This is a genomic window from Streptomyces sp. NBC_01298 (assembly GCF_035978755.1).
GTDB lineage: Bacteria > Actinomycetota > Actinomycetes > Streptomycetales > Streptomycetaceae > Streptomyces.
Genome location: NZ_CP108414.1, coordinates 5,517,356 through 5,540,088, shown reverse-complemented (window position 1 = coordinate 5,540,088; position 22,733 = coordinate 5,517,356). Strand labels below are relative to the sequence as shown.

Annotated in this window: 17 protein-coding genes; 6 read left to right on the top strand and 11 right to left on the bottom strand. The window is 72.5% G+C overall.

Annotated features, from left to right (window positions below):
- Window positions 1-150: 150 nt before the first annotated feature.
- Both OG730_RS25270 and OG730_RS25265 read right to left on the bottom strand, forming a co-directional pair.
- Window positions 151-1,329, bottom strand: a complete 1,179-nt coding sequence (locus tag OG730_RS25270; RefSeq protein WP_327306389.1) for a LysM peptidoglycan-binding domain-containing protein — start codon at window positions 1,327-1,329, stop codon at window positions 151-153.
- Window positions 1,330-1,472: 143 nt separating this feature from the next.
- Complete coding sequence (locus OG730_RS25265; protein WP_327309410.1) at window positions 1,473-2,753, bottom strand: cytochrome P450 family protein; 1,281 nt, start codon at window positions 2,751-2,753, stop codon at window positions 1,473-1,475.
- Between the two features lie 172 nt (window positions 2,754-2,925).
- Between OG730_RS25265 and OG730_RS25260 the strand changes: the two genes are divergently transcribed.
- Window positions 2,926-4,137, top strand: coding sequence for a globin domain-containing protein (locus OG730_RS25260; protein WP_327306388.1), 1,212 nt, complete (start codon window positions 2,926-2,928; stop codon window positions 4,135-4,137).
- A gap of 60 nt (window positions 4,138-4,197) precedes the next feature.
- On the opposite strand, the gene OG730_RS25255 is transcribed toward OG730_RS25260, so the two are convergent.
- Together OG730_RS25255 and OG730_RS25250 are read right to left on the bottom strand one after the other, a co-directional pair.
- Window positions 4,198-5,193 (bottom strand): nucleoside triphosphate pyrophosphohydrolase, encoded by a 996-nt coding sequence (locus OG730_RS25255; protein WP_442815008.1) that lies wholly within the window; start codon window positions 5,191-5,193, stop codon window positions 4,198-4,200.
- A 30-nt stretch (window positions 5,194-5,223) separates the two neighbouring features.
- The gene (locus tag OG730_RS25250; protein WP_327306387.1) at window positions 5,224-5,844 is read right to left on the bottom strand and encodes a SurA N-terminal domain-containing protein; all 621 of its coding nucleotides are present in this window, start codon (window positions 5,842-5,844) and stop codon (window positions 5,224-5,226) included.
- Between the two features lie 176 nt (window positions 5,845-6,020).
- On the opposite strand from OG730_RS25250, the gene OG730_RS25245 reads away from it, so the two are divergent.
- A complete protein-coding gene (locus OG730_RS25245; protein WP_327306386.1) occupies window positions 6,021-8,390 on the top strand; it encodes a YfhO family protein in 2,370 nt (789 codons plus the stop codon).
- On the opposite strand, the gene OG730_RS25240 is transcribed toward OG730_RS25245, so the two are convergent.
- From OG730_RS25240 to OG730_RS25230, 3 genes are all read right to left on the bottom strand, one after another.
- On the bottom strand, window positions 8,378-9,886 hold the full coding sequence (locus OG730_RS25240; RefSeq protein ID WP_327306385.1) for a protein kinase domain-containing protein: 1,509 nt from the start codon (window positions 9,884-9,886) through the stop codon (window positions 8,378-8,380). The genes OG730_RS25245 and OG730_RS25240 overlap by 13 nt on opposite strands.
- Window positions 9,883-10,512 (bottom strand): hypothetical protein, encoded by a 630-nt coding sequence (locus OG730_RS25235; RefSeq protein WP_327306384.1) that lies wholly within the window; start codon window positions 10,510-10,512, stop codon window positions 9,883-9,885. The genes OG730_RS25240 and OG730_RS25235 overlap by 4 nt, the downstream gene beginning before the upstream one ends.
- Before the next feature lie 193 nt (window positions 10,513-10,705).
- Window positions 10,706-12,850 carry an N-6 DNA methylase gene (locus OG730_RS25230; RefSeq protein WP_327306383.1) on the bottom strand — a complete coding sequence of 715 codons (2,145 nt, stop codon included), beginning with the start codon at window positions 12,848-12,850 and terminating at the stop codon, window positions 10,706-10,708.
- Window positions 12,851-12,994: 144 nt separating this feature from the next.
- Between OG730_RS25230 and OG730_RS25225 the strand changes: the two genes are divergently transcribed.
- On the top strand, window positions 12,995-13,705 hold the full coding sequence (locus OG730_RS25225) for an Rv1352/Rv1906c domain-containing protein (protein ID WP_327306382.1): 711 nt from the start codon (window positions 12,995-12,997) through the stop codon (window positions 13,703-13,705).
- Window positions 13,706-13,803: 98 nt separating this feature from the next.
- On the opposite strand, the gene OG730_RS25220 is transcribed toward OG730_RS25225, so the two are convergent.
- Window positions 13,804-14,523 carry an HNH endonuclease family protein gene (locus tag OG730_RS25220; protein ID WP_327306381.1) on the bottom strand — a complete coding sequence of 240 codons (720 nt, stop codon included), beginning with the start codon at window positions 14,521-14,523 and terminating at the stop codon, window positions 13,804-13,806.
- 110 nt (window positions 14,524-14,633) lie between these two features.
- Between OG730_RS25220 and OG730_RS25215 the strand changes: the two genes are divergently transcribed.
- Window positions 14,634-14,795, top strand: a complete 162-nt coding sequence (locus OG730_RS25215; RefSeq protein ID WP_327306380.1) for an Rv0909 family putative TA system antitoxin — start codon at window positions 14,634-14,636, stop codon at window positions 14,793-14,795.
- Between the two features lie 87 nt (window positions 14,796-14,882).
- On the opposite strand, the gene mfd is transcribed toward OG730_RS25215, so the two are convergent.
- Window positions 14,883-18,419 carry a transcription-repair coupling factor gene (mfd, locus tag OG730_RS25210; protein WP_327306379.1) on the bottom strand — a complete coding sequence of 1,179 codons (3,537 nt, stop codon included), beginning with the start codon at window positions 18,417-18,419 and terminating at the stop codon, window positions 14,883-14,885.
- Window positions 18,420-18,649: 230 nt separating this feature from the next.
- On the opposite strand from mfd, the gene OG730_RS25205 reads away from it, so the two are divergent.
- Both OG730_RS25205 and OG730_RS25200 read left to right on the top strand, forming a co-directional pair.
- Window positions 18,650-18,925 carry a type II toxin-antitoxin system Phd/YefM family antitoxin gene (locus OG730_RS25205; protein WP_327306378.1) on the top strand — a complete coding sequence of 92 codons (276 nt, stop codon included), beginning with the start codon at window positions 18,650-18,652 and terminating at the stop codon, window positions 18,923-18,925.
- A complete protein-coding gene (locus OG730_RS25200; RefSeq protein WP_327306377.1) occupies window positions 18,922-19,296 on the top strand; it encodes a type II toxin-antitoxin system VapC family toxin in 375 nt (124 codons plus the stop codon). Before OG730_RS25205 ends, OG730_RS25200 begins: the two co-directional genes overlap by 4 nt.
- A 70-nt stretch (window positions 19,297-19,366) precedes the next feature.
- On the opposite strand, the gene OG730_RS25195 is transcribed toward OG730_RS25200, so the two are convergent.
- Together OG730_RS25195 and OG730_RS25190 are read right to left on the bottom strand one after the other, a co-directional pair.
- A complete protein-coding gene (locus tag OG730_RS25195) occupies window positions 19,367-21,940 on the bottom strand; it encodes an ABC transporter permease (protein ID WP_327306376.1) in 2,574 nt (857 codons plus the stop codon).
- The gene (locus OG730_RS25190; RefSeq protein ID WP_442815007.1) at window positions 21,937-22,713 is read right to left on the bottom strand and encodes an ABC transporter ATP-binding protein; all 777 of its coding nucleotides are present in this window, start codon (window positions 22,711-22,713) and stop codon (window positions 21,937-21,939) included. Before OG730_RS25190 ends, OG730_RS25195 begins: the two co-directional genes overlap by 4 nt.
- Between the last annotated feature and the right edge of the window lie 20 nt (window positions 22,714-22,733).

Here is a 22,733-nt window from a genome sequence, read left to right as displayed (position 1 = left end):
GCCTACTTGCGCTCCCCGGAAGGACGTTTGCGCAGGTGAGGGCGGGGTTTGCGGAACCCTCCGGGCCGGACACGCCAGTTGACCTGAAGAGACACATGTCTCACTTACAGAAAACGGACAATCAGCTGGTTCCGGGCGGCTTAAGTGCCCCTATTGGTGCGTTAGATCCAGATTCTGGCCGGGCTTGATCAGGTCCGCATCGCCGCCGATGACCTGCTCGTTGGCCTCGTAGAGACCCTTCCAGCCACCCTTCACTCCGTTGGCGTCCGCGATCTCGATGAGGCTGTCGCCCGCCTTCACGGTGTACGTGGACTCCGACGCGGCATCAGACCCGGAGGCCGTCTCGACCGCGGCCGGGCCGCGGTGCTTGCCGCCGCCCTCGGTCGAACCGGAAGCCGAACCGGAGGCCGCACCGGGGGTCGGCGTCGCGCCCGGAGCGGTGGACGCGCCGGGTGCGGCCGGAGCCGTCGGGGCTGTGGGATCAACCGGGTTGACCGGATTTGACGGGTTCGCGGAGTTCCCCGGGTTGGTCGGGTTCGCCGCGTCCCCGGGGTTCGTCGGGTCACCCGGGTTGGACGGGTCGGACGGGTCGGACGGGTCGGACGGGGACACCGGAGCCGTCGGGTCCCCCGACGGCGGAGCCACCGGCGCGGTGGGGCCGACCGGAGCGGTCGGGTCCCCGGACGGCGGCGCCACTGGGGCGGTGGGGTCCACCGGGCTCGTGGGAACCGTCGGGTCGCCCGGGAGTCCCGGGGGCGTCTCCAGGTCCGGCGCGGGCATGACGGGCAGTTCGCCGGGCACGCCGATCGGGTAGTCGGGCCGCGCCGAGGCCGACGGGGCCTCGGGAGCCGGGGTCTTCGGCGTGGGGGCCCCGAAGTCCGTTGACGGCTTGCCCGAGCCGGCGTGCGGCACGGCCTCGTCCGGGCGGGAGGGGGCCGGGGAGGCGGATCCGGAACCGCTGGGCAGGCCCGGGTCCACCTCGGCGGCGGGCGCGTCCTGGGTCAGGCCGGCCGGCACTCCGCACAGCGGCCACGCCTGGGGGCCCTGGGAAGCCAGCACGCGCTCGGCGACCGCGATCTGCTGGGAGCGGCTGGCCAGGTCGGCGCGCTCGGCGAAGTCGAGCCCGCCGGCCCTCTTCCACTGCTCCTGGGTGAACTGCAGCCCGCCGTACGCGCCGCCGCCGAAGTTGGCACTCCACGTGCCGCCGCTCTCGCATTCGGCGACCTTGTCCCATGTGGAGGTCTCCGCCGCGCTCGCGCCCGTGGCGGCGAGCAGCGGCAGGGCGAGCGCGGTGCCGGTGACTCCGGCGGTGACGACAAGTGCGGGCACTTGTCGGGGGCGTCTGTGGCGGCCGTTCCCGGAACGCATGAGGCTGCACCTTTCGCATAACGGCGGGGTAACGGCAGAACCTAGCGGCCTTCGAACGCCTGTCACAAGTTTGGGCGGTGAACTGACTTCAGATCAGGCCGGTTTCAGGTGTTTTGGGCCTTCGATTCGGCGCTGAAGCGGACCGGCAGCGTCCGCAGCCCCCGCATGATGAGCCCACCGCGCCAGCGCAGCTCTTCGGGTGCCACGGCGAGTTCCAGATCGGGCAGCCGCGTCAGCAGGGTCGCGAGGGCGGTCTGCCCTTCGAGCCGGGCGAGCGGGGCGCCCAGGCAGTAGTGGATGCCGTGCCCGTACCCGAGGTGCTGGTTGTCCGTCCGAGAGAGGTCCAGGGTGTCCGGGTCGGCGAACCGTTCGGGGTCCCGGTCGGCCGCCGCCAGGACCACCAGGACCGGATCTCCCGCCGCGATGTCCCGGCCGCCGAGGGCGAAGGACTCGGTGGCGAACCGCCAGGTGGCCAGCTCCACCGGGCCGTCGTAGCGCAGCAGCTCCTCCACGCCGGTCTCCAGCAGTCCGGTCTCGCCCGCGGCGAGGGAGAGCTGGAGCCGCTCGCGCTGCTCCGGGTTCATGAAGAGGGAGTGGACCCCGTTGCCGATGAGGTTGACCGTGGTTTCGAACCCCGCGAACAAGAGGATGAAGGCCATGGCGGTGGCCTCGGCCTCCGTCAGGTGGTCACCGTGGTCGCTCGCCCGGATCAGATCGGAGATCAGGTCGTCGCCGAGGTCGTCGCGCTTGCGGTGGATGAGCTCCCCGAGATAGGTGCGCATCTGCTTCACGGACCGGGCCACGCCGCCGCGCGGCCCGCCGCCGTGCCGGATCATCATTCCCGCCCAGTCGCGGAAGTCGTCCTGGTCCTCTCGCGGTACGCCGAGCATCTCGCAGATGGCGTAGATGGGGAGCGGGAAGGCGAACTCGTGGATGAGGTCCGCCTCCCCCTTCTCCGCGAACCGGTCGATGAGGTGGTCGGTCAGCTCCTGCACCCTCGGAGCGAACTCGGCGACCCTGCGCGGGGTGAACGCCTTCGACACCAGCCGGCGCAGCCGGGTGTGGTCCGGCGGGTCGATGTTGAGGAGGTGGGTCATCAGTTCCGCCTTGCGCTCCCCGGGGATCCCGGTGCGGCCCTTGGCGTGTGCGGAGCCCTCGTGATGCGCCGGGTTCTTGCTGAGCCGCTGGTCGGCGAGGGCCTGGCGGGCGTCGGCGTACCGGGTGACGAGCCAGGCCTCGACCCCGCTGGGGAGCGTGGTGCGGTGCACGGGGGCGTGCTCGCGCAGCCAGGCGTACGCCGGGTACGGGTCGGTCGCGAACTCCCAGTCGAACAGGGTCGGAGGGGAGTCGGAGACGGCGGTGGAGAGGGGCGCGGATCCGTCCACGGACTGGTCGGCGGCGGGCTCTTCGGGGGCTGCGGGAGTCTGCTCGTGCACCCGGAGACCGTATCCCGCCCGCCACCCATCACCCCATATGGGCCATTTATCGCGGCTGTCCGTAGATCGGCTCTGGCTTGACCTCACGTTCCCCGGCGTTCCTACTTTCGGTTTTGTGGATGTGAGGATCTTGAAAAGCAGCTTCGCGGTGGTGGAGAGACGGGCCGAGCACGCGGTCAAGTTCTTCTACTCCCACCTCTTCTGGCACAACCCCGGAGTCCGTGATCTCTTCCCGGCCTCCCTCGAAGACATGGAACGGCAACGGGACCGGCTCTTCGCCGCGCTCACCCATGTGATCGCCCACCTGGAGAACGAGACGCTCGTCCCCTATCTCCGCGACCTCGGCCGCGACCACCGCAAGTTCCTGGCGGGGCCCGAGCACTACGCGGCCGTGGGCACCAGCCTCATCGCCGCGCTCGCCGAGGCCTCCGGGTCCGCCTGGCACCCGCAGGTGGAGAAGGCCTGGTCAGAGGCGTACCAGGTGATCGCGGACGCGATGATGGCCGGCGCCGCCGAGAGCGAGGATCCGCCCTGGTGGGACGCGGAAGTCGTACGCCACCTGCTGTACGGGGAGGACATCGGCGTCCTGACCCTCCGCCCGCACGCGCACTTCCCCCATGTCCCCGGCCAGTACGCGAGCGTGAGCAGCGACCGGGTGCCGACGACCTGGCGCACGTACTCCCTGGGCAACGCGCCCCGCGCCGACGGCACGCTCGACCTGCACGTCAGCCGGATCGAGGGCGGCCGCCTCAGCACCGCCCTGATCCGCGAGACCCAGCCCGGGGACGTGCTGCGGCTCGGCGCGGCCGGCGGGCAGATGACCTTCCGCCGCGAGGACCGCCCGGTCAGCTTCATAGCCGCCGGCACCGGCTGGGCCCCGGTCCGCGCGATGCTGGAGGACCTGGCGGAACACCCTCCCGATCAGGACGCGCGGCTCTTCGTGGTCGCACGCGACGCCGCACACCTCTACGACCGCCCGCTCATCGACGCGTACGCGGACTCCCTGGACTGGCTGAGCGTCACCTACATCACCCCCGCCCCCGGCCGGCACCGCAACCAGGCCACCGACCGGCTGGCGACGGCGCTCAGCAACCGCGGGCTGTGGCCCGACCAGAACGTCTACCTGAGCGGTCCGCCGCAGTTCATCCGGGAGACCTCGTACCTCCTGGAGGAACTCGGCGCGCGCCCCGAAGGGATCTTCTACGACTCCGTACCCGCCAGTGGCAGGAGCCAGGAGGACGGAAGCCGCCCGATGGGCTTCGGCGAGTGGTTCCTGAACCGCCCCGACCCGCACTGGCACAACCCGTCCGGCCGGGCTCCCCGGGAGCATTGAGGACATCACTGCCTGACGCCGCCGGTGCCTGACGCCGCCGGTGCCTCCCGCCGCCGTGGGCTACTCGCCGACGCCCTCGGCCCTGCGGATCGCGTCCCGGTAGGTCCGGGCCGCCGCGCGCAGCGCGGTCTCGGGGTCGGTCCCCGCCGCCTCGGCGCGCGCCGCCAGTTCCAGCAGTTCGTACCCGACGCCCTCCCCGCGGGGCAGTTCCACGGGCACCGCCCCCGCACGGGCGCGGCCCGCCAGCTTGGCCGCGAGCGCGAGACCGGGCTGTCCGACCGGGATCCCGTCGGTCACCGACTCCCGCTGCTTCTCCTCCTGCTTGGTGCGCTGCCAGTGCGCGTGCACGTCCTCGGGGGTCCGCGCCGTCGCGTCGCCGAAGACGTGCGGGTGCCGGTGGATCAGCTTCTCGACGAGGGCCCCGGCCACGTCGTCGATGGAGAACGGCTCGTCCTCTTCGCCTTCACCGGGGCCGCCCTCCTCCGCGATGCGTGCGTGGAAGACCACCTGGAGCAGGACGTCCCCGAGCTCCTCCCGCAGTTCCTCCCGGTCCCCGGCCTCGATGGCCTCGACCAGTTCGTAGGCCTCTTCGATGGCGTACTTCGCCAGTCCCTCGTGGGTCTGCTCCGAGGTCCAGGGGCATTCGCGCCGGACCCGGTCCATGACCTGGACGAGGTCGAGCAGGCGTGCGCCGGGCAGGTCGTACGAGCCCGGCAGCAGCTCCAGGTCCGGTACGGCGACCCGGCCCGAGCCGGCGAAGCGGGCCAGCCCGTCGGTGAGCCGCCGGTCCCCCTCCCCGCTGAGCAGGACGACGACGGTGTGCCCGCCGGCGCACTCCTCGATCAGCGCCTGGGCGTCGGGGGCCTCCAGGGCCACGTCGACGCCGGCCTCGCGCAGGTAGGGGAGCTGGACGTGGCCCGGGTCGGCGCACAGCACCCGGTCCGCGGCGCGCAGGGTCTGCCAGGCGGGCCAGGACAGCATGCCGGGGGCCACCCGGTGGCTGGTGGTCAGCAGCACGATGCGGCCGGTGGGCTCGGAGGACACGTCGTCAGTCACCCTCCGAACCTACCTCCCCGCCATGAGCGCTCAGGCCCCGGCCGGGGGCTGCTCGGGCCGGGTGACCTGGGTGATCCACGGGGTCGAGTGCTCGCCGAGGGTGACCCGCTGGGGGTCCCAGACCCCGTAGCGCGGGTTGACCTCGATGCCGAGCTTGGCCGCGGCCTTCGCGGCGGGCTCGGCGAGCTTGCCCTCGCCGTACTTGGCGTTCAGCTTCTCGAAGAGCACCTGGTCGCGGACCCAGCGCTCGATCTGGTCGGGGGCGACGGCGGCCTTCTGCAGGATCGCCTCCTCGAAGGCGGCGGCCCCGCGGTTGCCGTCGTCGTACGCCTTGCGGGCGTCCTCGAGCTCCTTGGGGGTGACCTCGATCCCGGCGTCCTTCGCCATCCGGTCGAGGATCCGGCTCTGCAGCATCGTGCTGAGCTTGACCCGGTCGAGCTGTGGGACGGCCGCGATGAGCTCGGCCGCGTGTTCGGAACTGTTCTGTGCGGTGCGGACGTCGTTCACCTGGGCCTGGAGCGCGGAGGTGGTGATCCGTTCGCCGCCGATCACGGCCGCGGTGCCGGGGCGGGCTTCGCCCGAGCACGCGGACAGCAGAGGGGCCGCCAGGAGCAGGGCGGCGGAAACGGAGAGCGCTGTGCGACGGTGCAAAGGAGCCTCCAGGGCCGGGAGATTGTGCTTCGGTGCACAAGGGCCGTGCGGTGATCGATGTTATGCAGTCGGGGTGATCAGAGCCACTGGTTCGACCAACGATTCCGGGGGTGTTGGGGTTCGCGTCCCTCAATGGCCACCCTTCGGCCCACCCGGGGTGCCACGGTCGGCCCACCATGTCGACACCGCACCGCTCCCCGCGCCGCCCGTCCCTGTTCGGCTCGGCGCTCGCCGCCCTGGTCACGGTGGCGGCCGTGGTCGCCGGAGACGCGGTGGCGCGCGTCTTCCCGTACGGGCCGCGCCACCGCAGCATCAACGACCTCGGCAATCAGTTCGTCCCCTTCCACGCACACCTGTGGGACCTGTTGCACGGGCGCGCCGCGGGCGGACTGCTGCTGAACTGGCAGTCCGGGTACGGGACCAGCTTCCTGCCCGATCTCGGGACCTATCTGACCAGCCCGTTCGCGGTCCTGGTGGGGCTGTTCCCGCGCCAGGACATCGACCTCGCGGTGTACGTGGTCACCGTGCTCAAGGCGGCGGCCGCGGCGGCGGCGATGGCCTGGCTGCTGCGCACCCAGCGGCGCGGGCCGGGGTGGGCGGCGGGGCTGCTCGGGGCCTCGTACGCGCTGTGCGGCTGGTCGGTGATCGAGGCCTCGTACAACCCGATGTGGATGGACGGGCTGATCGCCTTTCCGCTCCTGTGTCTGACGGGTGAGTGGGCGCTGCGCGCGCGCCGGCCCGTGGCGGCCGTCGTGGTGGTGGCGCTCTGCTGGACGGCGAACTTCTACACCGCCTACATGGCCACGCTGGGCGCGGTCCTGGTGCTGCTGGTCCGGCTGCTCCTCACCCGGGAGGGTGCGAAGACTCGGCTACGGGTCCTCGCGCGGGCGGCGCTGACCACCACGCTCGGCGTCGCCCTGTCGGCGCCGGTGCTCGTGCCCCTCTTCCTCAGCTCGAAGCAGGCCTACCCGGGGTGGTTCAAGCCCTTCGTGCCGGTGCCGGCCGAGGACCTGCTGGCCCGGCTGCTGCCCGCCACCTACTCCTTCTCCTCCCCCGCCCTGTTCATCGGCACCGGGACCCTGCTGCTCGCGGCGGCCCTGCCCTTGCACCGGGCCGTGGCCGGGCGGGAGCGGCTGCTGTGGACGGGGCTCGTCCTGCTGGTGCTGCTGTCCTTCCAGTGGATGCCGACGCACCTGGCCTGGCACCTCTTCGCGACGCCCAACGGCAGCCCGTACCGGCAGACCTTCGTGCTGGCCGGGATCGTGGTGATGGCCGCCTGGGCGGGGCTGTCGGCCGGCCCGCCCGGGCCGTGGGCGCTGGCGGGCGGCGCCGGGGTGCTGGGGGCCGTCCTGCTCGGGGCGAGCGGGAGCGGGCTGGCGACCCCGTGGGGCCTCGCCCTCTTCGGCGGCGGCCTGGTCCTGGCGGGGGCCGCCTGGTGGGCGCTGCGCCACCGGCGCCTGGCCTTGCCGGCGGCGGCCGTACTGGCGCTGGTGCTGCTGGTCCAGGCGGCAGCGACCACCGCCAGTGGGCAGCGGGGCAAGCTGGCGGGCCTGGACGACTACCCGGTGTGGGGCGCGGCGCACACCGCGCGGGCCGACGCCCTGAAGGGGGCCGAGGGCTGGCCCGCGTACCGCACGGACGCCGGGCGGCCGGCGCTGACGGGCAACGACCCGATGCTGCTGGGCGGGGAGGGCGGCGCGTACTACAGCAGCCACACCCCGGACCTGTTCACGCGGACCATGGTGGCCCTCGGGGCGGGCTGGACCTCGCGCGGGCGCAACGTGCAGAGCCTCGACAACCCGGTGACGGACGCCGTGTTCTCCGTCGGCGCCCGGCTGCGGCCCGACGGCACGGTCGCGCGGGCGGAGGTCCCGCCGCTGGTCACCGTCCGCCCGCCGGGCGCGGAACCGGCCTACGGGGCCTCGCCCTTCGCCAACCAGGAGCTCCTGCTGGGCGCGCGGGTGTACGAGGATCCGCTCTCCCCGGGGGTCTGCCGGGCGGGGACCGAGGCCTTCCTGTGGGCCCCGGAGTACAACGGGACGGCCCGCCTCGCGGACGGGGCGGCCTTCCGGCTGAGCGCCAACCCGCCGCGCAACAGGGCGGCCCTGCAACCCCTGGGGCCCTCCCACGGCCCGGCCTCGGCGCTGCTCTTCGAGGGGGCGGCGCCGGCGCACCGGCAGCTGTCCTGCCTGGACCGCTCCCTGCTGACCGCGGCCGTCGCCCGGCTGCGGGCCACGGCCGCGGTGTCCGTACGGGTCGGCTCCTCGGGCGTCCACGCGGTGCTCCCGCCGGGCAGCACGGGGACGGCGGTGCTCTCCGTCCCCGCGATCGCGGGCTGGACCTGCAACGGGCGCCCGGCCTCCGCCCGGCTGGGCCTGGTCGCGATCCCGCTGGACGGCCGCACCACCGCCGTCGCCTGTACCTTCCGCCCCCCGGGCCTCGTCCCGGGCGCGGCCGTCGCGGCCGGAGCCCTGCTGGTCCTGGCGGCCCTGGTGGCCCTGCCGGCCCTGCGGCGGCGGACCCGGCCGGAGCCTCAGCGGACCTGACCGAGCCAGAGCAGGGTGCGGCGGACCTCCTCGGTGAAGGGGTGGTTCGGGCCGTGCAGGCGTTCCGCGTCGAAGAGGAGCCGGGCCAGGGTGTCGTGGGCCGCCGGACGGTCGCCGAGGGAGAGCAGCAGGTGCGCTATCCGGCGGCGGACCTCCAGCGGGAGGCCCGGGTCCGGGTTCGCGTAGTGGTTCTCGAAGAGCGGCAGCAGCGCCCGGTACTCGGCGAGGGCGGCCGCCGGTTCGCCGAGCTGCTCCAGGCACTGGGCCGCGTCGTAGCGGAAGCGCAGGGACTGCGGGTCGCCGGCCGGGAACTCCTCGGCGAGCCGCCGCAGTTCGGGCAGAGCGCGGCGGTACTGGCCGTCGTCCATCAGGGTGGCGGCGTACTGCTTGCGCAGGGAGCGGACCACCGGCGAGTGCGCGCCGTGCTGCTCGGCCGCCGCCGGGAGGATGCCGCCGAGGATGTCCACGGCCTGGGTGAGCCTGCCCTGGTCGAGGAGCTTCTTGGCCTCCTCCACGGCCGCCGGGACGTCCGGCCGCGGCGGCGGGGGCGGGGTCGCGGGCCGGGGCGGGATCACGGTGGCGCGGTCGGGCCAGGGGGCCTGCGGGCGCAGGAAGGGGCGGGTCGGGTCGAGGGGGCCGGTCGGGGCGCCCGAGCCGTGGTGGGGCAGCAGCGGCGCGAGGGCCGCGTACACCGCCTGCGCGGAGGCGGGCCGGTCCTGCGGGTCCTTGGCCAGCAGCTTCAGCAGCAGGGCTTCGAGCTGCTGCGGGACCTCGGGACGCAACTGGCGCACCGGCAGCGGGGGTTCGTACAGGTGCCGGTGGAGCACCCCGAGCGCCGTGGAGCCGGCGAAGGGGACGTTGCCGGACAGCAGCTCGTACAGGACCACGCCGAGCGCGTAGAGGTCGGTGTGCGGGCCCACGGCTCCGCCCATGGCCTGTTCGGGGGCCATGTACGCGGGGCTGCCGATGGGCGAACCGGTGCTGGTGAGGCGGGTGGTGTCGGTGTCCATCACGGAGGCGACGCCGAGGTCCAGGACCAGCACGGTCCCGTCGGGGCGGACCATGACGTTGCGCGGCTTCAGGTCCCGGTGGACGATCGGCACCGCGTGCACGGCCGACAGCACCGAACACAGCTGCGCGATCACCGAGACCGCCCAGGGCCACGGATAGGGGTCGTGCTCGGCGAGGTGGTCGGCGAGGTCGGCGCCCTCGACGTAGCCCATGACGAGGTACAGCTCGTCGCCGTCGCTGCCCGCGTCGTGCACGGTGACCAGCCCGGGGTGGTCGACCTGGGCGGTGACCCGGCATTCGCGCACGAAGCGGCGGCGCAGCTCCTCGGCCACGGAGCCGGGGCCCGCGACCTTGTCGGGGCGCAGCAGTTTGACCGCGACGCGGCGGTCCAGGCGCCGGTCGTAGGCCGTCCAGACCTGGCCCATGCCGCCCTGGCCCAGGATGGTGGCGAGCTGGTAGCGGTCGCCGATGAGCCGGTCCGTCACGGGCGGGGGTCCTCGTCGCGGGGCGGCTGCTGGCGGCGCAGGAGCTCGCTGAGCTCGTCGAGTTCGGCGCGGACCTGCCCGATGCGCGGGGGCGGGGTCGGGGCGGGCGTGGGCTCGGGGGCCTGCCGCGGGGGCTGCTGCGGCTGGTGCTGGTGCTGCTGGTGCTGCTGCGGGCCGGTCTGGCTCACCGGCGGGTAGCCGTAGGCGGGCCCGGTCTGCTGCTGGGGCGGTACGTAGGAGGAGGCGGGCGGCGGGTACCAGCCGGCCGCGGCGGGCCCGGCCTTGAGCGCCTCGAAGTGCCGGATCTCGGCGACGAGGTAGTAGACGCACACCACCAGGCCGTTCAGGAGCGTGCCGAAGGCCCCCGCGTTGCCCTGCCAGCCGCTGGCGTCGGCGGTCGGGTCCGCGCCGATCAGCGCCAGCGAGCCGACCTCGACCGCGCAGGAGACCCCGAACAGCCACCAGTCCCGGGGCTTGCGGGTGACCAGCGCGAGCCGCAGCATCGTCCCCCAGGCGAGGAACCCGCAGCTCAGGATGGGCAGCAGCGCGAACAGCACGCGCAGCGCCACCACGCCCCCGGTGCTGGGCTGGTGACCGTGGGGCGGCGGAGTGCCGGGGCCGTGCATCGCTGCTCCTGACGGGCCGTACGAAGGAAAGGCGGAGGAAGGGCGGAGAGAGGGTGGAAGGACGAGGAACCGCGGGGGATTCCGGGTCAGAGCGTATACAGCGTTCCCGGCCGGGAGTGAGGGGATGCGCTCAACCGTTGTACGGTCGCAGCCCCGGGCGGTCAGCCGCCCCGGCCGGGGACGGCCCGAGGGCTCATTCCGGCCGGACCGTGCCGTCCGACAGCCCGTCGTACAGCCCCTGTACAAGCTGCTCCCCGAGCCGGGCGGCCAGCCGCAGGGCGTCCTCGAACTCGGCCAGCGCCCGGAACCGCGCCCCGTAGACCTCCTGCTCCGTCCGCGGCAGCCGGGGCAGTTCGAGGCGGCGCACGTCGAGCCGGGTCGTGGTGGAGGCGTGGCTGCTGGCGCGCCGGTTGTTGGCGGTGGCACGCAGGAAGCCGGCCAGGAACCAGGGGTCCAGCGCGGCCGGGTCGGGCCGCAGCAGCTGCAGGCCCCGGCCGAGGGCCGCCCCGGCGGTGGCCGCGTCGACCACCCGGGCCACGCCGGCGCCCCCGGTGAGGGGGACGACCACGTCGCCGGGCGCGGTCAGCAGCGGCTGTTCCGCGGCGTCGGCCAGGGTGCCGGAGGGGCCGGTGCCGGCGCTCACGTCGTACTCGGTCAGGACGGGGGCCCCGCCCGCGCCGCTGCCGGTGCCCGTGTACAGCAGCAGGGCTCCGGCGCGGGCGAGTTCGCCGACGGTGGTCAGCGGCAGCCGGGGCGGCGCGGCCGCGGGACGGTCCGGGGAGGCGGTGGGCGGGGCCGGCGGGGTGAGCCGGGCCGCGCGGGTCAGCGTCGAGTCCAGCCGGTCCCGTACGGCGGTCAGCTCGGCCAGGCCGCCGCCCGCGGCGGGCGGCGGCAGGTGGCGGGCCGGGGTCAGGTCCACGTCGTCGTCGAGCAGCTCCACGACGGGCACCACGCGGCGCACGCCGGGGACATCCGGTACCTCCGGGGCCGGGCCGCCGCGCGCGTACGCCGTCCAGGCCTCCTCCACCGCACCGTGCACGGCGGCCCACCCGGCCCGCCCGGTGCCCGGTCCGGGACCGTCGGCGAGTGCGGCGGTGTCCACGAGGAGCAGCCCGGAGGGGGCCGCCGCGTGCGGGGCGGGCCTGCGCAGCACCCACAGGTGCAGCGGGATCCCGTACGGCGGCGCGGCGCCGGCCGGAAGGGCCACGACGGCCCGCAGCGCACCCCGGCGCAGCAGGTCGGCGCGGATGCGGCGGCCGGAGCGGCGGGCGGCGGCGGCGGGCGGCATGAGCAGGACGGCGGTGCCGCCCTCGCGCAGGTGGGCCAGGGCGTGCTGGACCCAGGCGAGTTCGGATTCCGCGCGGGCCGGCAGCCCGTACTCCCAGCGCGGGTCGTAGGACAGCTCCTCGTGGCCCCAGTTGCGTTCGTTGAACGGCGGGTGGCAGAGCACGGCGTCGACCGGTTCGGCGGCGGGGCGCGCGAAGGCGTCGGCGCGCAGGCTGTCGGCGGCGGCCGCGCGGACCGGGGCGTCCGACTGGAGGGCGAGGCGCAGGGCGGCGAGGGAGGCGAGTTCGGCCGAACTGTCCTGCGCGTAGCGGGTGATGGCCCCGGGGACGGCCCGCAGCAGGGTGCCGGTGCCGCAGGCGGGGTCCAGGACGGTCCGGGGGGACGGCCCGGCGAGGGCGGCCATGAGGGTGGCGAGGCCGTCCGGAGTGAGCGTGTACTGGCGGGGGTTGGCTTCCAGGTGGCGGCCGAGCAGGAACTCGAAGGCGCCCTTGGTGCCGAGTTCGGCGGCGAGTTCGGCGGCGGCCCGCAGGAAGGGCACGGAGGCGGGCGTCAGGGGGGCGGCGGCTCCGAGCGGGTGCACGGGCCCGAACCGCAGGGCGAGCACGCGGTCGATGGCGGGCGCCAGGAGGGCGGCCATCCGCTCGTCGGAGACGGCCGCGGCCTCCAGCCACTCCCTGGGCCGGTCGCGTACGAGGAGCAGCGCGCTCCCGGCCTTGACGAGCGCGGCCACGGAGCCGCCGGGGTGGGCGGCGACGTACTGCCAGACGCGCTCGCGCAGTGGGACCTCGGCCAGCTTGCCCTGGGCCCGGAGCCAGTCCGTGACCTCGGCCAGCGCGAAGGAGGGGCTGGTCTCGGTGCCGCCGACGGGGCGGGGGAAGTCGGCGTGCCTGCGGCGCCAGTTGCTCACGGCGGCGCGGCCGACTCCCGCGAGGCGGGCGATGTCCGCGGCGGTGACTTCGGGGGCGGCTTCGGGGGCGGCTTCGGGGGCGACTTCGGGGGCGATGACGTGGGGGGCGGCTGGGGCCTCGGTGGGGGGCTTCTGCTCCGGCATGTGCGCGAGCATACCGCTGCAAAGTGGAGAGACCCATTCACAGTGTGAATTTAAGAATCTCTCAGAAACGCGTTGACTCGGTTCACAGGCTCTGTTGTGATGATCTCACCGAACAGGACGTCAGATCAGGCAGGAGCCACACACATGTCCCACACCACGCGCACCAGTTGGATCGCCCGCGCCGGCCGCACCAAGGTCCTGGCGGGATGCGGCGCGGCCGTCGCCCTCGTGACGCTCACCGCGTGCGGCGGCGGCGACACCACCAGCGACAAGGGCGCCGACGCGGCCGCCTCGAAGCCGGCGGCGAAGAGCAGCGCCCCGGCCGCGGCCCCCGACGCGGGCAAGGCGAAGTCGGCCATCAAGGGCAGCGGCACCTTCCAGGTCGGCTCCGACGTCAAGCCCGGCCTGTACCGCTCGGCGGGCAACAAGGCCGACGACAACTGCTACTGGGAGCGCGCCAAGGACTCCAAGGGCGAGCCGGAGTCGATCCTCGACAACGCCAACGTCGTGGGTCTCTCGTACGTGGCCATCGGCGCCACCGACAAGATCTTCAAGACCGAGGGCTGCAAGGGCTGGGAGCTCGTGGACCCGAAGGCCAAGGGCACCCCGAAGGCCGACGTCTCCGGCAAGGGCGGCATGCTCAAGGTCGGCGTCGACATCGCCCCGGGCACCTACAAGTCCGCCGGCTCCACCGAGGACGGCAGCGGCTGCTACTGGGAGCGCACCAAGGACGCGACCGGCAGCCTCGACACGATCATCGCCAACGAGAACCCCGAGGGCCAGGCCGTCGTGACGATCGCCGCCGGGGACGGCTTCTTCACGACGGTCGACTGCCAGGACTGGAAGAAGAGCTGACCGAGGCCCGCTCCAGGGGGGCTCCGAGGGGCGGAACCAGGGGGTGGAACCAGGGGGTGGATTCAAAGGGCGGGACCAGGGGGTGGATCCGGGGGGGATCAGCGCAGCCGCTCCGGCGGGCGGGTGGAATTACCGCCGGTCGGCAGGCGCTCCCCCGGGCAGCCGGTCAGCACCCGCCTCATCGCGTCGCGCTCGCCGACCGTGACCCACAGACCGTACTTCCGCTTGACCGCGATCTGGGCCGCGACGTAGTGGCAGCGGTACCCGCGGTCGGGTGGAAGCCAGGTGGCCGCGTCGCCGTCCCCCTTCTTGCGGTTCGCCGCGGCGTCGACCGCGAGGAGGTTCAGCGGATCATTGGCGAAGGCGATCCGCTTGCCCTTGTCCCAGCCCCCTGCCCCCTTCTGCCAGGCGTCGGAGAGGGCCACAACATGGTCGATGTCCACGCCGGTGCGGCCCCGTTCGTGCGGAATGCGGGCACCGGTGTAGGGGTCCTTCTCCAGCACCCCGGTCAGCACCTTGCAGCCGTCCTTGAAGGTGGTCCGGGCCAGGTCCCGCTTGAGGATGTCCTCGCGGGTCCCGCAGCCGCTGCCGTCGGTGTCCAGCCAGCCCTTGCCGAACCGCTCGCGCGCGTACCCCGTCTTCGGCGCCCGCCCCTTGACCGCGAGCCCGTCCACCGAGGCCAAGGCGACCGGCCCGTTGGCGGGGCCGGGGGCGTTCGCACTCGCACCGGCGCCGGCCGCGGGGGGCGCCGTACAGCCGGAGACGGCGGCGGCGGAGGCGGCGAGCAGGAGGGCGGGAAACAGCGGGCGGGGACGCATAGGACAAGATCCTAAACTCCACGCCTTAACGGGACGTTCCGACTCTCTAGCGAGCGAACCGCCCCAAACGGGCGTAGCGTCGCAGAGGGGATTACGGAAGGAGCCCGAGCATGGGGATTTTCGACAGGTTCAAGGACAAGGGCAAGGACATCTCCGACAACCTCGAACAAGAGGCCAACGAGAAGACCGGCAACAAGTACGCGGACCAGATCGACAAGGCCCAGCAGACGATGGAAGAGAAGCTCGGCATCGACGACGACCCGAACAAGTAACCCCCGCGGGAACGCGAACGGCCGCGACCGGGGACCGGAAGGTCCCCGACGCGGCCGTCGCCGTACCCGCACCCGCGGGCGTCCCGCCTACGAACCGAGGATCGTGGCGAGGAACTCCCCGGTCCAGCCGAGCAGTTCCCGTCCGACCAGCGGCTTCCCGCCCACCCGGGCGGTCTTCGGCCGCGGCACCAGCACCTGCGAGGCGGCCGGCTTGATGACCGACCCCGGGTAGAGCCGCTTCAGCCGCAGCTCCTGCGATTCGCGCAACTCCACCGGCCCGAAGCGGATGTTGGGGCCCTGGAGGGTGATGTCACCGACCCCGCAGGCACGGGCGAGCATCCGCAGTCCGGCCACCAGCAGCAGGTTCTCCACCGGCTCCGGCAGCTTGCCGTAGCGGTCGGTGAGCTCCTCGCGGACCGCCTTGACGTCCTCCTCGGAGTTGGCCGCCGCGATGGACCGGTACGCCTGGAGGCGCAGCCGCTCGCCCGGCGCGTAGTCGTGCGGGACGTGCGCGTCGACCGGCAGCTCGATCTTCACCTCCAGCGGCGGCTCCTCCTCGACCGATCCGTCGACGGCCGACCGGTAGTCCGCCACGGCCTCGCCGACCATCCGGATGTAGAGGTCGAAGCCGACGCCCGCGATGTGGCCGGACTGCTCGCCGCCGAGCAGGTTGCCCGCGCCGCGGATCTCCAGGTCCTTCATCGCCACGTACATGCCGGCGCCCATTTCGGTGTGCTGGGCGATCGTCGCGAGCCGCTCGTGCGCGGTCTCGGTCAGCGGCTTCTCCGGCGGGTAGAGGAAGTACGCGTACCCGCGCTCGCGGCCACGGCCCACGCGGCCGCGCAGCTGGTGGAGCTGGGAGAGGCCGAAGTTGTCGCCGCGCTCGACGATGAGGGTGTTGGCGTTGGAGATGTCGATGCCGGATTCGACGATCGTCGTGGAGACGAGGACGTCGAACTTCTTCTCCCAGAAGTCCACCACGACCTGTTCCAGGGCCTGTTCGGACATCTGGCCGTGCGCCGTCGCGATGCGCGCCTCGGGCACGATCTCGCGCAGCTTGGCGGCCGCCCGGTCGATGGACTCGACCCGGTTGTGGATGTAGAAGCACTGGCCCTCGCGGAGCAGCTCGCGGCGGATCGCGGCGCCGATCTGCTTCTCCTCGTAGGGGCCGACGAAGGTCAGGACCGGGTGGCGCTCCTCGGGCGGGGTGGTGATCGTGGACATCTCTCGGATGCCGGTGACCGCCATCTCCAAGGTGCGCGGGATCGGGGTCGCCGACATCGTCAGCACGTCCACGTTGGCGCGCAGCTTCTTCAGCTGTTCCTTGTGCTCGACGCCGAACCGCTGCTCCTCGTCGACGATGACCAGGCCCAGGTCCTTGAACTTGGTCTCCTGCGAGAACAGCCGGTGCGTGCCGATGACGATGTCGACGGAGCCCTCCTTGAGGCCCTCCAGCGTCGCCTTGGACTCGCCCTCGCTCTGGAAGCGCGACAGTGGCTTCACCTTGACCGGGAACTGCGCGTACCGCTCGGAGAAGGTCCCGAAGTGCTGCTGCACCAGCAGCGTGGTCGGGACGAGCACGGCCACCTGCTTGCCGTCCTGGACCGCCTTGAAGGCGGCGCGGACCGCGATCTCGGTCTTTCCGTAGCCCACGTCACCGCAGATGAGGCGGTCCATGGGGACCGACTTCTCCATGTCCTCCTTGACCTCGGCGATGGTGGTGAGCTGGTCGGGGGTCTCCGCGTACGGGAAGGCGTCCTCCAGCTCGCGCTGCCAGGGGGTGTCGGGGCCGAAGGTGTGGCCGGGGGCCGCCATGCGGGCGCTGTAGAGCTTGATGAGGTCGGCGGCGATCTCCTTGACCGCCTTCTTCGCGCGCGCCTTGGTCTTGGTCCAGTCGGCGCCGCCGAGCCGGTGCAGCGTCGGGGCCTCGCCGCCGACGTACTTGGTGACCTGCTCCAGCTGGTCGGTGGGGATGTAGAGGCGGTCGCCGGGCTGGCCGCGCTTGGCCGGGGCGTACTCGACGAGCAGGTACTCGCGGGTGGCGCCCTGCACGGTTCGCTGCACCATCTCGATGTAGCGGCCGACGCCGTGCTGCTCGTGGACGATGTAGTCGCCGACCTCCAGGGTGAGGGGGTCGATCGTCTTGCGGCGCCGGGTCGGCATCCGGCCGAGGTCCTTGGTGGCGGTGCGCTGACCGGTCAGGTCGGTCTCGGTGAGGACGGCGAGCTTGAGGACCGGGTCGACGAAGCCGTTGTCGAGGGAGCCGCACGAGACGTGGACCAGCGAGGGTTCCAGGACGGTGACGTCCGCCTCCAGGCGGGCCGCGATGCCCTCGCCGCCGAGCACCTCGACGGTACGGGCGGCCGGGCCGTGGCCCTCGGTGAGGTAGACGGTGCGCCAGCCGTCGGCGAGCCAGGCCTTGGTGTCGGCGAGCGCGCGGGCGGTGTCGCCGCGATAGGCCTCGGGGGCGTGCATGCCGAGGCTGAGGGTGTCGCGGCCGACGGCTGCGTCCTCGTCCGCCGCGAAGGGGGATACCGACCACCACATCATGCCGAGCTCGCGCGCGTGCTCCCGTACGTCGGCGATCCCGCGCAGCGAGGCCGCGCCCACGTCGATGGGGGCCTCACCGCCGCCGGCGGTGGCGGCCCAGGAGGCCATCAGGAACTCCTGGGAGGTCGCCACCAGGTCCGAGGCCCGCGTCCGCACCCGCTCCGGGTCGCACACGACGGCCATCGAACCGGCCGGCAGTACGTCGATCAGCAGCTCCATGTCGTCGACCAGGACCGGCGCCAGGGACTCCATGCCCTCGACGGCGATGCCTTCGGCGATCTTGTGGAGCAGTTCGCCCAGCTCGGGGTGGAGCTCCGCGAGGGCCGCGGCGCGCCCGCGCACCTCGTCGGTCAGCAGCAGTTCCCGGCAGGGAGGGGCCCACAGGCCGTGCTCGGCGATCTCCAGGGAGCGCTGGTCGGCGACCTTGAAGTAGCGGATCTCCTCGACCTCGTCGCCCCAGAACTCCACGCGCAGCGGGTGCTCCTCGGTGGGCGGGAACACGTCGAGGATGCCGCCGCGCACCGCGAACTCGCCGCGCTTCTCGACGAGCTCCACCCGGGCGTACGCGGCTGCGGCGAGCGCCTGCGTCACCGCGCCGAGGTCCACGCTCTCGCCCTGGCGCAGGCTCACCGGAACCAGGTCCCCGAGCCCCTTGACCTGGGGCTGGAGCACGGAGCGGATCGGCGCGACGACCACGGAGACCGGGCCGGCGGCGGGGTCGTCCTTGCTGGGGTGCGCGAGGCGGCGCAGTACGGCGATCCGGCGGCCCACGGTATCGCTGCGCGGGCTCAGCCGTTCGTGCGGCAGCGTCTCCCAGGAGGGGTACTCCGCGACCTCGTCGGGGTTGAGCATCGAGCGCAGCGCGGCGGCCAGGTCCTCCGCCTCCCGGCCGGTGGCGGTGACGGCGAGCACGGTGCGCCCGGTACGGGCGGCCAGCGCGGCGATGGCGAAGGGCCGCGCGGCGGCCGGGCCGACGAGGTCCACGTGCATGCGGTTGCCGTCACCGGCCGCGGTGATCGCCTCTGCGAGTGCGGGGTCCCGGGTGACGGCGTCGAGCAGTCCGTGCAGGCTCATGAAGGCGGCTTTCCGTCCGGTGAGGTGCGGCGCGTCCCCGCGAGGCGGCAACGCGAAGGACCCGACACGTCGAACGGGCCGGGGGTTCCCACCCTACGACGCGGCTCCGACACCCGCGCGTGGGATCCGGGTCCCTCGTGAGGGTGACGGAACTGGCGCGGACTGCGCCGACCTGATTACGCTTAGCCCGATAGTTAGTCCACCTCTTCGCCCATGCCCTGGAGTGCGCGATGGAAGCGGCCCGGCAGTACAACGTCCACGACGCGAAGACGAACTTCTCCAAGATCCTGGAGACCGTCGCCACCGGCGAAGAGGTGATCATCAGCAAGGCCGGCGAGCCGGTGGCCAAGGTGATCCCGCTCGCGGGGAAGGTCCGGCGGACGGCCCGAGGATCGGTCACCGAGCCCGTCGTCTTCCACGAGGACTTCGACGACATGTCCGACGATCCCGGCTTCGCCGAGGCCTTCGGACTGCTCCCCGCCCCGGCCACCGAAGCTTCCGAGTGAAGCTTCTGGCCGACACGCACGTCATCGTGTGGTGGCTGACGGACTCGCCCCAACTGTCGGACGAAGTGAAGCATCTGCTGGACACCGAGCGGCTCGTCCACGTCAGCGCCGTCACCCCCTGGGAACTGTCCGTCAAGCAGGCGCTCGGCAAGCTGGACGGCCCGGAGGACCTGCCGGAACAGGCCCGGGACTGCCAGCTCAGGCCCCTCCCGATCACGGCTCTTCACGGAATCCGGGCGGGTCAGCTGCCCCTGCACCACAGGGACCCCTTCGACCGGATACTGATCGCCCAGGCCCAGACGGAGGGGCTCACCCTCGTCACCCGGGACAAGCACATCCCGCTCTACGACGTGCCCGTCATGAGCGTGTGAACGACCCCGGCCCCGCCCCGCCCGAAAGGGTGGGGCGGGGCCGGGGCTCCCCCGAACGACCGACCGGCGACTACTCGCTGGCGATCGCGTTCAGGACGTTCATCCGGCCCGCCCGGAAGGCCGGGACCAGGGCGGCCAGCAGGCCGACCAGGGCGGAGCCGGCGAACACGCCGAGGATGGTGGGCCACGGGATCTCGAGGATCTTCATGCCCTCCAGTGCGAGGAGCTGATGGGCGGTGGCGCCCCAGCCCATGCCCAGGCCGAGGCCCAGCAGGGCGCCGAAGAGGGCGATGACCACCGACTCCAGGCGGATCATGCGGCGCAGCTGGCGGCGGGAGAGACCGATGGCGCGCATCAGGCCGATCTCGCGGGTCCGCTCGACCACCGAGAGGGCCAGGGTGTTCACCACGCCCAGGACCGCGACGATGATCGCGAGGGCGAGGAGGGCGTAGACCACGTTCAGCAGCTGGCCGACCTGGTCCTTCAGCGCCTGCTTGTAGTCCGTCTGGTTGAGCACCTGGTACTGCGGGTACTCGGCCAGCGCCGACTTGACCGCCGCGTAGGCGGCGTCGTCCTGGCCGTCCTTCGCGGTGGCCAGCACCATGAAGGGCCGGGGCATCTTGTCGGCGGGCAGGTTCGCCTCGGCGACGGCGGTGCTGACGTACTTCATGCCCTTGTCGAGGTTGCCCTCGTCGCTCGTGATCGCCGCGACCTTGAGCTTCGTGGTCTTGCCCCCGGTGAAGGCGACCGTCAGCTCGTCACCGAGCTTCACCTGGTGCTTCGTGGCGAACTCGGAGCCCACCGACATCGAGCCCGGCTTGTACGCGTCCGCGTGCTCGCCGGCGGTCGTCTTGCGGCGGACGTCCTGGGCGTACGTGGGGTCCTGGACCCCGATCCCGTCCGACTCGGTGGTGCCGTCGGGGGCGGTGATCTTGGCATCGACCTCCCGGTAGGCGGTGACGTGCGCCAGGCCCGGCGTGGCCCGCAGCGCCTCCTCGGCCTGCGGTACGACCGGCTGCCCGGTCTGGGACTGGACGATGAAGTCCGCACCGACCGACTTGTCGAGCTCGTCGGTGGCCGAGGCCACCATCGAGGAGCCGACCACCGACAGGCAGGCGACCAGCGCGAGGCCGATCATCAGCGCGGCGGCGGTGGCACCGGTGCGGCGCGGGTTGCGCAGCGCGTTGCGCTCGGCGAGGCGGCCTATGGAGCCGAAGGGCCGCAGCACCGGGGCGGACAGGGCCCGGACCACGACGCCCGCGAGGAGCGGGCCGATCACGATGAAGCCGATGAGGGTGAACAGGACGCCCAGCCCCAGCCACTTCGCTCCGGTACCGGCGGAGTCGGCGGTACCGGCCAGGTACAGGGCCGCGGCGCCGATGCCGGTGAGGCCCAGGCCCAGGGCGGCGCGGATCCGGCCTGCCTTCTTGTCACCGGGGGTGCCGGACTCGCGCAGGGCGGCCATCGGGGAGACCTTGCCGGCCCGGCGGGCCGGTATGAAGGCGGAGACGACAGTCACGACGACGCCGAGGACGATGCCCACGACCGGCGTGGTCCAGGCGATGGTCAGGTCCTCGGTGGACAGGCTCATGCCCATCTGGCTCATGAGCTGCATCAGGCCGACGGCCAGGCCGACGCCGGCGGCGACGCCGAGGATCGAGCCGACCACGCCGAGCAGCAGGGCCTCGATGACCACCGACTTGAGCACCTGGCCGCTGTCGGCGCCGATGGCCCGCATCAGGCCGATCTCACGGGTGCGCTGGGCGACCAGCATCGAGAAGGTGTTGAAGATCAGGAAGATCCCGACGAGGAAGGCGATCGCGGCGAAGCCGAGCATCACCCACTTCATGATGTCGAGGAAGTCCATGCTCTTCTTGTTGGCGTCCGCGGCTTCCTTCGCGGTCTGCAGCTTGTAGGTGTCGGCGCCGACGGCGGCAGCCACATGCGTCTTGAGCTGCGCGTCGCTCACCCCGTCCTTGGCGGTGACATTCAGGTGGGTGAAGGCGTCCGGGGCGCCGAGCAGCTTCTGCTGCGCGGTGGCGGTGTCGAAGTAGACGATGGTCGCACCCGGGTTGGTCACGGTGAACGCGGCGATGCCGGTGATCTTGGAGCGGATGTCGCCGGTGACGGCGATCGTGCGGATGTCGTCACCGAGCTTCAGGTGGTGCTTCTTCGCGGTGTCGCTGTCGATCATCACGTCGGTGGGGCCGCGCGGGGCCTGCCCCTCGATGATCTTCATCGACTTCAGCTCGTTCTCGGTCCAGTTGCCCGCGAAGGTCGGGGCTCCGGTGGTCGAACCGAGGTTCTCGTTCTTGGAGTTGACGACGGTGACCGCCATCGAGGAGACGCCGCCCTCGACGGACTTCACGCCCTCGGCCTTCTCCACCTGCGCGACGACGGAGGCGGGCAGCGCCTGCGGCTTGCCGGTGTCGGGGGTCTCCCCGCTGTTCTCGGCCTCCTTCGGGGTGACCGTGACATTGGAGTTGGTGACCGCGAACAGCTTGTCGAAGGTGGTGTTCATGGTGTCCGTGAACACCAGCGTCCCGCAGACGAAGGCGACGGACAGCAGGACGGCCACGGCGGAGAGCGCCATCCGCCCCTTGTGCGCGAAGAAGTTGCGCCGCGCGGTCTTCATGACGGTCATGACGTCCGCCCACGGGCGTCGAAGTCCTTCATGCGGTCCAGGACCTGGTCGGCGGTGGGCCGGTGCATCTCGTCCACGATCCGGCCGTCCGCGAGGAAGATGACGCGGTCCGCGTAGGAGGCGGCGACCGGGTCGTGGGTGACCATGACGATGGTCTGGCCCAGCTCGTTCACCGAACGGCGCAGGAAGCCCAGGACTTCCGCGCCGGCCCGGGAGTCCAGATTTCCGGTCGGCTCGTCGCCGAAGATGATCTGGGGCCGGGAGGCCAGGGCGCGGGCGACCGCCACACGCTGCTGCTGGCCGCCGGAGAGCTCGGTCGGCCGGTGCTTGAGGCGGCCCGCCAGGCCCACCGTCTCCACGACCCGGTTCAGCCACTCCGCGTCGGCCTTGCGGCCGGCGATGTCCATGGGGAGCGTGATGTTCTCCAGGGCGTTGAGCGTCGGCAGCAGGTTGAAGGCCTGGAAGATGAAGCCGATCCGGTCCCTGCGCAGTTGCGTGAGCTTCTTGTCCTTCAGCCCGGTGATCTCGGTGTCGTCCAGGAAGATCTGGCCGCTGGTCACCGTGTCCAGGCCGGCCAGGCAGTGCATCAGCGTGGACTTGCCGGAGCCCGAGGGCCCCATGATCGCGGTGAACCGGCCTCGGTGGATGTCCACGTCCACCGCGTCGAGGGCAACCACCCGCGTCTCGCCGGAGCCGTAGGCCTTGACGACCTTCCGCGCCCGCGCCGCGACGGCCTCATGCCCTCCAGTACCCCCGTGCCTGGTTTCGGTCATAGCCGTTGTCACGGTGTTTC